This is a genomic window from Micromonospora sp. KC721, assembly GCF_004348355.1.
Taxonomy (GTDB): domain Bacteria; phylum Actinomycetota; class Actinomycetes; order Mycobacteriales; family Micromonosporaceae; genus Micromonospora.
Genome location: NZ_SMJY01000063.1, coordinates 14,651 through 27,193 on the forward strand (window position 1 = coordinate 14,651; position 12,543 = coordinate 27,193).

Below are 12,543 nucleotides of genomic sequence, written 5' to 3' on the forward strand. Positions count from 1 at the left end.
GTGCCGGATCATGCCGAACCGCCCCGAACGCCCGGTGACCTGCGTGACGCCGCCCGTCCGGGTCCCGCCCGCCGACCCGTGGAAGCGGTCCTGTTCGACTTCCACGGCACCCTGGCCCAGGTGGAGGAGCCCCACGAGTGGGTACGACAGGCCGCCGCGGCGTGCGGGGTCACCCTGGAGCGGATGCGCGCCACCGTACTCGCCGACCGGCTGGTCACCGCCGGCCGGGCCGGCGGGCCGCTGCCGGCGCGGGTGCCGCCCCGGCTGGCCGAGCTCTGGGCCGACCGAGACCTGTACGAGCACGCGCACCGCGAGGCGTACACCGGGCTGGCCGAGACGGTGGACGCCGGCATCGAGGGCTTCGCCGACGCGCTCTACGAACGGCTGCTCGCACCCGACGGCTGGGTGCCGTACCCGGGCGCCGAGCCGACGCTGCGCGCGCTGCGCGAGGCGGGGCTGAAGGTGGCGGTGGTCAGCAACATCGGCTTCGACATCCGGCCGCTGCTCGCCGCCTGGGGCCTGGACGCGCTGGTCGACGCGTACGCCCTGTCGTACGAGGTGGGGCGGTGCAAGCCGGACCCGGGGATCTTCCTGCGGGCCTGCGGGATGCTCGGCGTGGACCCGGAGCGCACCCTGATGGTCGGCGACACCCCGACCGACGCGGGCGCGGTGCACGCGGGCTGCGCGGTGCTGGTGCTGCCCTGCGCCGACCCGGGACGGGACAACGGCCTCGGCGCGGTGCTCGACCTGGCGCTGCCGGGCTGACCGCGGTGCTCCCGGCCGGTGGCGGGCCGGCCGGGAGCGGCCCTCGACCCCCGGACGGCTAACGTCGCGGACATGAGCAGCACCGACACGTCATGGCCCGGCCCGGGTCCGCGCCGCACCGGCAGGGGGCACCTGGGGGCGGTCGGGCTGGTGCTCGGCGGGGCGGTGTCGGTGCAGTTCGGGTCGGCGGTGGCCGCGCTGATCTTCCCGCGGGTCGGCGTGCCCGGCACGGTGACCCTGCGGCTGACCGTCGGGGCCCTGCTCATGCTGGTGGTGTGCCGGCCCCGGCTGCGCGGGCACGACCGGGGCGACTGGCTGGCGGTGCTCGCCTTCGGGCTCGCCCTGGCCGGCATGAACTCGATCTTCTACCAGGCCATCGAACGGATCCCGCTCGGCCCGGCGGTCACCCTGGAGGTGTTGGGGCCGCTCACCCTCTCCGTCGTGGCCGCCCGACGGTTGGTCGCCTGGTGCTGGGCCGGGCTGGCGTTGGCCGGGGTGGCCCTGCTCGGCCACGGCGGCTTCGACCGGCTCGACCCGGTCGGCGTCGCGCTGGCGCTCGCGGCGGGGGCGATGTGGGCTGCGTACATCGTCACCTCGGCGCGGGTCGGTGGTCGGTTCCCCCGCGCGGACGGGCTGGCCCTCGCCCTGGCGGTGGCCGCCCTGGTCACCCTGCCGCTCGGGCTGCGTGACGCCGGTGACCGACTGTGGCACGCCGACGTGCTGGCGCTCGGCGCGGGGCTGGCGCTGCTCGCCTCGGTGCTGCCGTACACCCTGGAACTGTTGGCGCTGCGCCGGCTGCCCACCGCCACCTTCGCGGTGCTGATGAGCCTGGGTCCGGCGGTCGCCGCGCTCGCCGGCTGGCTCCTGCTCGACCAGATGCTGCACGTGGTGGAGATGCTCGCCATCGGGCTGGTGGTCGTCGCCAGCGCCGGTGCGGTCCGCGCCGCCGCACCGGGCGACGCCAGCACGCGGCCGGCGAGACGCGACGACGCGCCGGACGCCGGTGACGCATCGACCATCCGACTGCCGGACGGGGCGGTCAGCGCAGCAACCGGACCGCCCCGGGGACGGCGCTGATCCGTACCGGCAGCGGCAACGCCCGCTCCCCGTCGGCGTACGTGGTGATCCCCTCGGCCACCAACTCCACCGTGCGGGCCCGGTACCGGCGCACCAGCGGATGCGTCAGATGGGTGCCGGTGTGGATGCGGGGCTTGACCCGCAGCAGGGTACGCCGGTCGAACCGGCCACCGACCACCACGTCCAGCAGCCCGTCGGTGAGATCGGCGTCGGGACAGATCCGCATCCCGCCGCCGTAACTGGCGCCGTTGCCCACCGCCACGAGCACCGCCTCCAGGGTGTGCGCCACCCCGTCCAGGCGCAGCGTGTACCGGCGTGGACGCAGCCGGGCCAGCTCGGCCAGGATCGCCAGGTCGTACCGGAGGCGCCCGCGTGGCCAGCGCATCCGGTTGGCCCGCTCGTTGACCACGGCGTCGAAGCCGGCGGCCAGCACCGCGCCGTACCAGCGGTGGCCGCCACCGGCCGCGCCGGTCATCCGGGCCAGGTCGACGGGGTGGTCACGGCCGGTACGCAGCGCCTCGGCGATCACCCCGGCGGCGGCGAGCGGGTCGGTCGGGAAGCCGGTGTCGGCGGCGAAGTCGTTGCCGGTGCCGGCCGGCACCGGGCCGAACGGCACCGTCGTACCGGCCACCGCCTGCAACGCCCGGTGCACGGTGCCGTCGCCGCCCACGGCGACCAGCGCGCCGACGCCGGCGGCGACCGCGGCGTGGCAGGCCGCCTCCGCCTCGCCGGGGGTGCCGGCGGTCAGTAGCCGCACCGGCCGGCCGGCGTCGGCCAGCCGCGCCAGCAACCGGGGCAGCAGCTCACGGTGACGGCCCTGGCCGGCGGTGGGGTTGGCGAGTACGGCGACGGGGCCGGTCGACCGGTGATCAGCTGCGGTCACGGCGAGCACCGTACCGGCACCGGGCACCCGACGGGGCACCACGGGCCGGCGGATGCCGCGATACTGACCCTTGTGCCGAGTCGACACCGTCTCCTGACCAGGTTGCGCCAGGTGGCGTGGGCCGTCTGGTGGCGTCGCGCCCTGTTGACGGTCGCCGCCGGCACGGTGCTCGCCGTGGCCGCCACCGTGGGCAGCGCCAACTGGATCCGCGCCGGCGCCGAGGGGCACACCTTCACCGTGGAGGACGTCCCCGACGCGCCGGTGGCCCTCGTGCTCGGGGCGCAGGTGTATACGGACGGGCAGCCGTCGGCGTTCCTCGCCGCCCGGCTGGAGATCGCCCGGCAGTTGTACGCCGCGGGCAAGGTCCGGGCCATCCTGGTCTCCGGCGACCACATGGAGTGGGCCTACGACGAGCCCGGCGCGATGAGCCGCTGGCTGGTCGACCGGGGCGTGCCACCGCAGCGGGTGGTGCTCGACCACGCCGGCTTCGACACCTACGACTTGTGCGCGCGGGCCAGACGGATCTTCGGGGTCGAGCGGGCGACGGTGATCACCCAGTCGTTCCATCTCGCCCGGGCCGTGACGCTCTGCCGGCAGCTCGGCGTGGACGCCAACGGTGTGGGCGACGACACGGTGCAGCGCTACCAGGCCATGTGGCGCCGCGGCGAGCTGCGCGAGTACGGCGCCAGCGTCAAGGCGGCGTGGGACGTACTGTCCGGCCGTGACCCGGTCCACCTCGGCCGGCGGGAACCGGGCGTCGACGACGCGCTGCGCGGCTGACCGCCGCAGCAGGGCCGGTCAGACCACCGGAACAGTGCGGGACTGTGGGGCGCCCAGCGAGAGGATGAGCGTGACCGTCGTACCGCCGGAGCACCTGGTGACCCTGATCGGCGACGACTGCGACACCGTGACCGCCGCCGGCCGTGTCCTCCGCGCCGCCGCGCCGGCCGGCGTTTGCGCCGTTGCGGGCTGACGCGGCGGACGGAATGCCGCTACGTGACGCATTCGAAGTCGATCGGGCAGCCGGCGGCATGGCGGGGGAGACAGCGGGTACCGGCCCGACATGCCGAACCGACGCGGGCGCGGAGTCGCCCCGGGCGGAACCGACCAGCCGATCGGCAAGCGGACCTCGACCGACCCGGCGGGCGGTGAGGGCACCGATGGCCGCGGATGCGCGCCCGGCTGAGCGGTCCGGGCGGGACGAAGCCCGACTACAGGGGCTGGCCCGCCGGTTGGACAAGCCGATGGGCCTGCTCGGCATCCTGTTCCTGCTGCTCGTACTCGGCCAGGTGATCACCCACGACGAACCGCTCGCCACCGTGCTCACCGTCGCCGGCTGGGTGCTGTGGGTGGTCTTCGTCGCCGAGTTCGCGCTGCGCGCCTGGCTGGCCCGGCACTGCGCCCGGGAGTTCTGGAAGCGCAACTGGTGGCAGCTGATCTTCCTCGCCGTGCCGTTCCTGCGGTTCGCCCGCGCCGCCGCCGCGCTGCGGGCCGCGCGGGGCGGCGGCGTGGTCGCCGCCGCGGTACGCGGCTCCCGGTCCGCGGGACGGCTGCTCACCGACCGGCTGGCCTGGCTGGTGATGGTGACCGTGACGCTCATCCTGGCCGCCGGCCAACTGCTGGTGCTCAGCCGGTCCTACCGAACGTACGGGCAGGCGCTGCACGACGTCACCCTGACCACCATCACCGGTGAGCCGCTCACCGCCACGGACACCACCGCGCAGGTGCTCGAGCTGGTGCTGGCGGCGTACTCCGTGGTGGTCTTCGGCACCCTCGCCGGCGCGCTCGGCGCGTTCTTCCTCAGCCGGGAGCGGGACGAGGAAACCACCGCCGGCCCCCGGTCGGCGGACTGAGCACCGACGGTGGCGTTCCGCCGCCCGACAGGTCTGGACGCACCACAGGCGGGTACGGATATCCGGCAGCCGCTCGCCGCGACCGGGCGACGACCACCCACAGGAGGAGACATGACACAGCCGGACGAAAGCCGCGAGAAAACCCAGAAGACCGACGACGTGCTCTTCAGCGCCGACGGGGATCCGCACCACGACCTGGCGCAGGCGCCACAGCCCGACGAGCACCTGCCCGCCCGCTTCGTCCACGACGGGAAGTCCGAGACCGTCGGCGACGACTGAGCGGTGCGAGCCCGCACCAGGTCGGCCGGCCGGTCCGGCGGTGCCGCCGCTGGCGGCGGTCGGTCACCATGACACCGTGATTCGTTTTCTGCTCAACGTGCTCTGGCTGATCTTCGGCGGCGGGCTCGTGCTGGCCGTCGGTTACGGCATCGCCGCGCTGATCTGTTTCGTCCTGGTGGTCACCATCCCCTTCGGCGTCGCGTCGCTGCGCCTCGCGGCGTACTCACTGTGGCCCTTCGGCCGCACGCTGGTTGCCAAGCCCGGCGCCGGCGTCGCCTCCGGCGTGGCGAACGTGCTCTGGGTGGTGCTCGCCGGCTGGTGGCTCGCCCTGTCCCACATCGTCGCCGGCGTGTCGCTCTGCCTCACGATCATCGGAATCCCGTTCGGCGTGGCCAACTTCAAGCTGGTCCCGGCGGCGTTCTGGCCGCTGGGGCGGGAGGTCGTCGACACGCCCTGACCACATCCCGGCGCGGTCAGGCCCGCCCCCCGGGGGACAGCAGTGTCCCCGGGGGCGGGCGGCGGCGCTGGCTCTGCTGCCACCGACGCGACAGTGACCCTCAGCCGGTCAGCCAGCGGTGGATGCAGTGCAGCAGGTCGTCGGCGTCGACCGGCTTGGTCACGTAGTCGCTGGCGCCGGAGGAGAGGCTCTTGTCCCGGTCGCCGTGCATGGCCTTGGCGGTCACCGCGATGATCGGCAGGTCCGCGTAGCGGGGCATGGCGCGGATCGCGGCGGTGGCGGCGTACCCGTCCATCTCCGGCATCATGACGTCCATCAGCACCAGGTCGATGTCATCGTGGCGCATCAACGTCTCGACGCCCGTGCGGCCGTTCTCCGCGTACACCACGTCGATGCCGTGCAGTTCCAGAATGTTGGTGAGGGCGAAGACGTTCCGCGCGTCGTCGTCGACGACGAGGACCTTGCGGCCGGCCAGGGCCACGGAGAGCGGGTCGCCGGGCACGGGCGGTTCGGCGACCACCGGGGTGAACGGCACCACCCGCTCGGGAACGTCGGCCGTCAGGTGCAGGGCGATGCGCTCCCGTAGGTCGTCGAGGCTGCGCAGGACCTCCAACGGCCGATCCTCGGCCATCGCCCGCAACAGGGTCTCCTGCCCCGGCGTGAGGGGGTTGCCGTGGTACGCCAGGACCGGGACGGTACGCAGGGCGCGGTCGTCGTGCAGGGCCTTGAGCACGGCGCCGCCGCTGTCGTCGGGCATGTCGAGGTGCACCACGAGCAGGTGGTGCCGGTGCCCGGCCAGCGTCTCCACGGCCGAGGCGGTGTCCACCACCGTGGACACCTCGACCGGCAGATCGGTGAGACCGAGGGCCACGCCCCGGGCCAGCAGGGTGAGCAGCCCCATCTCGTCGTGCTCCAGCACCATCACCCGGCGCAACTGCTCGGCACGCCACTGTGCGGTCGCCTCTGGCGGCACGGACACCGCCACCGGCGATGCCGTCGGCGACTCGGCGCCCGCCGTCAGGGGCGTGTCGCTGCTCGTCGCGGGCAGGTAGAGGGTGAACGTGCTGCCCTTACCGAGCACGCTCTGCGCGGTGATCCGGCCACCGAGCAGGTGGGCGATCTCGCGACTGATCGACAGGCCGAGCCCGGTGCCGCCGTAACGTCGACTGGTGGTGCCGTCGGCCTGTTGGAAGGCGTCGAAGATCGCGCCGAGGTGCTGTTCGGCGATGCCGATGCCGGTGTCGACGACCCGGAACGCGATCACCTGTTCCCGTTCCGTCATGGTGGCGGGCAACTCCTCGGGCCGGGCACGTTCGATACGCAACTGCACCCGTCCCTGCTCGGTGAACTTGACCGCGTTGGAGACCAGGTTGCGCAGCACCTGCCGGAGCCGCTGCTCGTCGGTGTGCAGCCGGGTCGGCACGTCGGGGCCGGTGACGATGTCCAACTGCAACCCGCGCGGGGTGGTCAACGGCCGGAAGGTGGCGTCGACGTAGTCACGCAGGGTGGACAGGTCGAAGGTCTCCGGGTTGATGTCCATCTTCCCGGCCTCCACCTTCGACAGGTCGAGGATGTCGTTGATGAGCTGCAGCAGGTCGGTGCCGGCGGAGTGGATGACGGTGGCGTACTCCACCTGCTTGGCGGTCAGATTCCGCGACGGGTTCTGCGCGAGCAGTTGGGCCAGGATGAGCAGCGAGTTCAGCGGCGTACGCAGCTCGTGGCTCATGTTGGCCAGGAACTCCGACTTGTACTTCGAGGCCAGCGCGAGCTGCTGCGCCCGGGCCTCCAGTTCCTGTCGGGCCTGCTCGATCTCGGAGTTCTTGGTCTCGATGTCGTGGTTCTGCCGGACCAGCAACGCCGCCTTGTCCTCCAACTCCGCGTTGGAGCGCTGCAACTCCTCCGACCGGGCCTGCAACTCCTCCGACCGGGCCTGCAACTCGGCCGCCAGCCGCTGCGACTCGGTCAGCAGGATGTCGGTGCGGGCGTTGGCGACGATCGTGTTGACGTTGACCCCGATGGTCTCGGTGAGCTGGTCGAGGAAGTCCCGCTGGATCTCGGTGAAGTGGCTCATGCTGGCCAGTTCGATGACACCGAGCACCTGGTCCTCGAAGAGGACCGGCAGCACCACCAGGTGCCTGGGCGCCGCGGCGCCGAGACTGGAGGAGACGGTGACGTAGTTCTCCGGCACCGCGTCGACGACGATCGCCCGTTTGCTGAGCGCCGCCTGCCCCACCAGCGAGTCGCCGAGGGCGTACCGGCGGCGGCGGGCGTCGTGCCCGTAGCCGCCGACGACCCGCAGGTCCGCGCCGTCGCTGGTCTCGTCGACCAGCAGAAAGGTGCCGAGTTGTGCCGACACCAGCGGGGCCAGCTCGTTCATCACCAGCCCGGCCACCACCTCCAGGTCCCGGTGGCCCTGCATGAGCCCGGAGATCCGGGCCAGGTTGGTCTTGAGCCAGTCCTGTTCCTGGTTGGTACGGGTGGTCTCGCGCAGCGACTCCACCATCGAGTTGATGTTGTCCTTCAGTTCGCCGACCTCACCCGGGGCGTCCACCGTGATCGACCGGGTCAGGTCGCCGGTGGCCACCGCGCTGGTCACCTCGGCGATGGCCCGCACCTGCCGGGTCAGGTTCCCGGCCAGCTCGTTGACGTTCTCGGTGAGCCGCTTCCAGGTGCCGGAGACCCCCTCGACCTCGGCCTGGCCGCCGAGGCGGCCCTCGCTGCCGACCTCCCGGGCGACCCGGGTCACCTCCGCGGCGAAGGAGGACAACTGGTCGACCATCGTGTTGATGGTGGTCTTGAGCTCCAGGATCTCGCCCCGGGCGTCGACGTCGATCTTCCTGGTCAGGTCGCCCTGCGCGACGGCTGTGGTGACCTGGGCGATGTTGCGGACCTGGCCGGTCAGGTTGTTCGCCATGGAGTTGACGTTGTCGGTGAGGTCCTTCCAGGTCCCCGCGACGTTCGGCACCCGGGCCTGACCACCGAGGCGGCCCTCGGTGCCGACCTCCCGGGCCACCCGGGTCACCTCGTCGGCGAACGCGCCGAGGGTGTCGACCATGGTGTTGATGGTCTGGGCGAGGACCGCGACCTCGCCCTTCGCCTCAACAGTGATCTTGCGGCTCAGGTCGCCCTGCGCCACGGCGGTGGCGACCAGAGCGATGGAGCGCACCTGGTTGGTGAGGTTGTTGGCCATCTCGTTGACGTTGTCGGTGAGGTCCTTCCAGGTGCCACCGACGTTGAGCACCCGGGCCTGACCACCGAGGCGGCCCTCGGTGCCCACCTCACGCGCCACCCGGGTCACCTCGTCGGCGAACGCGGAGAGCTGGTCCACCATCGTGTTGATGGTCTCCTTCAGGGCCAGGATCTCCCCGCGCGCGTCGACCCGGATCTTCTGCGTCAGGTCACCCTTGGCCACCGCCGTGGTCACCTCGGCGATGCTGCGCACCTGGGCGGTGAGGTTGTCCGCCATCACGTTGACCGACTCGGTGAGGTCCTTCCAGGTGCCGGAGACGCCCTTGACGTCGGCCTGGCCGCCGAGGCGGCCCTCGGTGCCCACCTCGCGCGCCACCCGGGTCACCTCCGCGGCGAACGAGGAGAGCTGGTCCACCATCGTGTTGATGGTGTTCTTCAGTTCCAGGATCTCCCCGTGCGCGGTCACGGTGATCTTCTGTGACAGGTCACCGCGGGCCACCGCCGTGGCCACCTGGGCGATACTGCGGACCTGGTCGGTGAGGTTGCCGGCCATCGAGTTCACCGAGTCGGTGAGGTCGCGCCAGGTGCCGGCGACCCCGCTCACCTGGGCCTGACCGCCGAGCCGCCCGTCGGTGCCCACCTCCCGGGCCACCCGGGTCACCTCGGCGGCGAACGAGGAGAGCTGGTCCACCATCGTGTTGATGGTGCTCTTGAGCTCCAGGATCTCGCCCCGAGCGTCGACGGTGATCTTCTGCGACAGGTCACCCCGGGCCACCGCCGTGGTCACCTGGGCGATGTTGCGCACCTGGCTGGTCAGGTTGCCGGCCATGAAGTTCACCGAGTCGGTGAGATCGCGCCAGGTGCCGGCCACGCCGGGGACCTCGGCCTGGCCGCCGAGGCGGCCCTCGCTGCCGACCTCCCGGGCCACCCGGGTCACCTCGTCGGCGAACGACGACAGCTGGTCCACCATCGTGTTGATGGTGATCTTCAGCTCCAGGATCTCGCCCCGGACGTCGACGGTGATCTTCTGCGACAGGTCACCCCGGGCCACCGCCGTGGCCACCTCGGCGATGTCGCGGACCTGGTCGGTCAGGTTGCCGGCCATGGCGTTGACCGAGTCGGTGAGGTCCTTCCAGGTGCCGGAGACCCCGGGCACCTCAGCCTGGCCGCCCAGCTGCCCCTCCGTGCCCACCTCACGGGCCACCCGGGTCACCTCGGAGGTGAACAGCGAGAGCTGGTCCACCATGCCGTTGAAGACGGTCGCGATCTCCCCGAGCAGGCCGTCGGCGTCCTCCGGCAGCCGAGTGCCGAAGTCACCGTCGCGCACGGCGGTCAGTCCCGCCAGCAGCTGTCGCAGCCCCGGATCGGCCACCGGAGACGCAGCCGGGGCTGCACCCTGCGATCGGGTCTCAACCGTCATATCGCCCACCACGACCACCTATACGCCGCCGGCGGAGAGCCGGCAATTCCACCATCGACCACCGCGAAAGTATGCACGGGTTCGACTCGGTCGCGCACCGCGCCGGCCCGCACGTCGGTACGGTCGCTGATCGGACCCGGCAATGCGGTGCACCTGCAGGACCGCCGCGCCGTCTGCGACACGGCCACCAACGCGCCGAAACACCGTTTATCCGCTCACCGCCGTTGGGTACACCTAGCGTCACCTCGACCCCCACGACCCGGGAGGCCCCCCATGCGCGGACCGTCGATTTTCGGAGTCATCGTCGTGATCTGGCTGATCATCGGCGCCGTCGCGGCCGGCCAACGCGGCTACTACGGCAACGACGAGACCAACTGTGCGGAGGCCGGGACGATCCTGGTGACCATCGTGGCCGGCCCGCTGAACTACATGGGCGCCAACCCGAAGGTCGACTGCAAACTCCCCGAGCCGTCGAAGTAGATCCTTCCCCGCCGCATCATCGGCCCGCGTCCACCCTCCCGGGGCGCGGGCCGATGCCGTACCGCTGGCCGGCGTCGCGGTCACTACCCGTACGGCGTCCTAGGAGGCTGGGTTGTGGCGGTGCTCAGCCCCCGACGTGGATGCCGGGACGGCGGGACGCTTCCGGTTCGCTCTTGCGGATGATCTCCCGGACCACCGGCGGGGTGTCACCCCGACCGAGGATCAGGTAGCGCAGCAGGTGGGCCACCGGATTTCCCTCGGACCACTCGAAGTGCGCGTGCGGGCGTACCCCGGTGGCGTCACGAAGGGCGAACAGGATCGCGGCGATCGCGTTGGGCACGGCCGGGCTGCTGGCCCGTAACACCCGGTACCGGCCGATCTCCACGCCGCATACCCGCAGCACCTGGCTGAACTGCGACGGATCCACCACGTCGATCTCCAGGAAGAGGACGTCGGCCGCGCCCGGCACCGGGTTCATGCCGCGCTGCGCGCGCTCCTTGACCCGGTACTCCTTCATCGCCCCGCCGTCGCGCTTGTGCGCGATCAGGTGCAGCCGGCCGTCGTGAGCCAGCGACTCGGCGATCATCCGCCGGGCCGCCTCGTCGAACTCGACCCGTTCCGCCCGCAACTCCGTGGTACGGGTGATCCGGGAGATCAGCGAGACGACGACGATGCCCGCGATGAACATCGCCGAGATGGCGATCCCGTCCGGTTTCTCGATCACGTTCTCCACCAACGCGTAGAGCAGGACCGCGGTCAGCACACCGAACCCGACACGGGCGACCCGACGTCGGGCGTGGACCGCCGAGATGGTCACCGCCGCCGCGCCGGAGACCATCATCGCGAGGATCCCGGTGGCGTACGCGCCGGCCTGGGCGTCGACGTCGGCCCGGAAGGCGATCGTGATGGCGATGCTGATCAGCGTGTAGACCAGCACCACCGGCCGCACCGCCCGACTCCACTCCGGCGCCATCCCGTACGAGGGCAGGTACCGAGGCACGATGTTGATCAGGCCGGCCATGGCGGACGCGCCGGCGAACCAGAGGATCAACACGCTGCTGATGTCGTACGCCGTCCCGAACGCCTCCCCGAGGTGCTCGTGGGCCAGCCAGGCCAACGCCCGGCCGTTGGCCGTACCGCCCGGGCCGAACTCCTGCGGCGGGATCAGCACGGTGGTCACGAAGGTGGTGGTGATCAGATATCCCGACATGATCACGGCGGCGGCGGTGAGCAGTTTGCGGGTGTTGCGGATCCGTGCCGCCAGCCGCTGCTGCGGGTCGGTTCCCTCCCCCCGCACCAGGGGCATCATGCTGACCCCGGTCTCGAAGCCGGAGAGCCCCAGCACCAGCAGCGGGAAGGCCAGCACCGCCGGGCCGAGCAGATCACCGACGCCGACGCCGCCGGCGGTCAGCGCGGCCACCCACTCCCCCAGCAGGGACGGATCGGCGACCAGCTCGGCCAGACCGACCAGCACGATCACCGCGTTGAGCGTGAGGAAGGCCGCGACCAGCGGAATCGCCACGGTCACCGCCTCGGTGAACCCCATCAGGAACACCCCGCCCAGCACCACCAGCAGCAGCACGGTCACCACCACCGCGGCCAGGGTGCCGTGCGGGAAGGCGTCCGGCAGGTACGGGTTCTCCAGCAGGTGGACCGTGGCGTCGGCGGCGGACAGGGTGATCGTGATGATCCAGGAGGTGGCGACGAAGCCGAGCAGCACCAGGACGAAGAGCTTGCCCCGCCAGAACGGCAGCAGCCGCTCCAACATCGCCACCGAACCCTGCCCGTGCGGGCTCTCCACCGCCACCCGCCGGTACATCGGCAACACACCGAACAGGGTCAGCGCCACGATCAGCAGCGTGGCCAGCGGGGAGAGCGCCCCGGCGGCCAGCACCGCGATGGCCGGCAGGTAGGACAGGGTGGAAAAGTAGTCGACCCCGGTCAGGCACATCACCTGCCACCAGGGGTGGCGCTTCTGCTGGCCCTCCTCGGCCTGCGGGCCGGGCGGCGGCACCCGGTGGGCGAACAGCCAACGCCGCAGTGATCCCTCCGGGGCCCGGGAACGGACGTGGCTGTCCACGCACTCGGGGATCGCCACCGGCCCCGACCGGGTGCGCTCGCCCTGCCCCGGTTCCCGGGC

At 71.9% G+C, this 12,543-nt stretch carries 11 protein-coding genes; 8 read left to right on the forward strand and 3 right to left on the reverse strand.

Annotated features, from left to right (window positions below; translation table 11 throughout):
- Both E1182_RS13560 and E1182_RS13565 read left to right on the forward strand, forming a co-directional pair.
- A complete protein-coding gene (locus E1182_RS13560) occupies positions 1 to 765 on the forward strand; it encodes an HAD family hydrolase (protein WP_371687546.1) in 765 nt (254 codons plus the stop codon).
- Positions 766 to 837: 72 nt separating this feature from the next.
- Positions 838 to 1,842: a DMT family transporter gene (locus E1182_RS13565; RefSeq protein WP_132264772.1), complete on the forward strand. Its 1,005-nt coding sequence runs from the start codon at positions 838 to 840 to the stop codon at positions 1,840 to 1,842.
- Here E1182_RS13565 and E1182_RS13570 read toward each other — a convergent pair.
- A complete protein-coding gene (locus E1182_RS13570; protein ID WP_132264782.1) occupies positions 1,805 to 2,734 on the reverse strand; it encodes a diacylglycerol kinase in 930 nt (309 codons plus the stop codon). The two genes, E1182_RS13565 and E1182_RS13570, sit on opposite strands and share 38 nt — an antisense overlap.
- Positions 2,735 to 2,836: 102 nt before the next feature.
- On the opposite strand from E1182_RS13570, the gene E1182_RS13575 reads away from it, so the two are divergent.
- From E1182_RS13575 to E1182_RS13585, 5 genes are all read left to right on the forward strand, one after another.
- Entirely contained in the window at positions 2,837 to 3,505 is a 669-nt protein-coding gene (locus E1182_RS13575) for a vancomycin high temperature exclusion protein (RefSeq protein WP_132264774.1), read from the forward strand.
- A gap of 70 nt (positions 3,506 to 3,575) precedes the next feature.
- Entirely contained in the window at positions 3,576 to 3,698 is a 123-nt protein-coding gene (locus E1182_RS32725) for a hypothetical protein (RefSeq protein ID WP_256370834.1), read from the forward strand.
- Positions 3,699 to 3,885: 187 nt separating this feature from the next.
- Complete coding sequence (locus E1182_RS13580) at positions 3,886 to 4,578, forward strand: hypothetical protein (protein WP_132264776.1); 693 nt, start codon at positions 3,886 to 3,888, stop codon at positions 4,576 to 4,578.
- Positions 4,579 to 4,689: 111 nt separating this feature from the next.
- Positions 4,690 to 4,857 carry a hypothetical protein gene (locus E1182_RS31095; RefSeq protein WP_165942600.1) on the forward strand — a complete coding sequence of 56 codons (168 nt, stop codon included), beginning with the start codon at positions 4,690 to 4,692 and terminating at the stop codon, positions 4,855 to 4,857.
- Positions 4,858 to 4,933: 76 nt separating this feature from the next.
- Positions 4,934 to 5,314 carry a YccF domain-containing protein gene (locus E1182_RS13585; RefSeq protein WP_207921389.1) on the forward strand — a complete coding sequence of 127 codons (381 nt, stop codon included), beginning with the start codon at positions 4,934 to 4,936 and terminating at the stop codon, positions 5,312 to 5,314.
- Between the two features lie 100 nt (positions 5,315 to 5,414).
- Here the strand turns inward: E1182_RS13585 and E1182_RS13590 are convergent, their stop codons facing one another.
- Complete coding sequence (locus E1182_RS13590; RefSeq protein WP_371687547.1) at positions 5,415 to 9,932, reverse strand: HAMP domain-containing protein; 4,518 nt, start codon at positions 9,930 to 9,932, stop codon at positions 5,415 to 5,417.
- 264 nt (positions 9,933 to 10,196) lie between these two features.
- Here E1182_RS13590 and E1182_RS13595 point away from each other — a divergent pair, with 264 nt between their 5' ends.
- Entirely contained in the window at positions 10,197 to 10,403 is a 207-nt protein-coding gene (locus E1182_RS13595) for a hypothetical protein (RefSeq protein ID WP_132264780.1), read from the forward strand.
- 124 nt (positions 10,404 to 10,527) lie between these two features.
- Here the strand turns inward: E1182_RS13595 and E1182_RS13600 are convergent, their stop codons facing one another.
- Complete coding sequence (locus E1182_RS13600) at positions 10,528 to 12,501, reverse strand: APC family permease (RefSeq protein WP_132264788.1); 1,974 nt, start codon at positions 12,499 to 12,501, stop codon at positions 10,528 to 10,530.
- Positions 12,502 to 12,543: the final 42 nt, after the last annotated feature.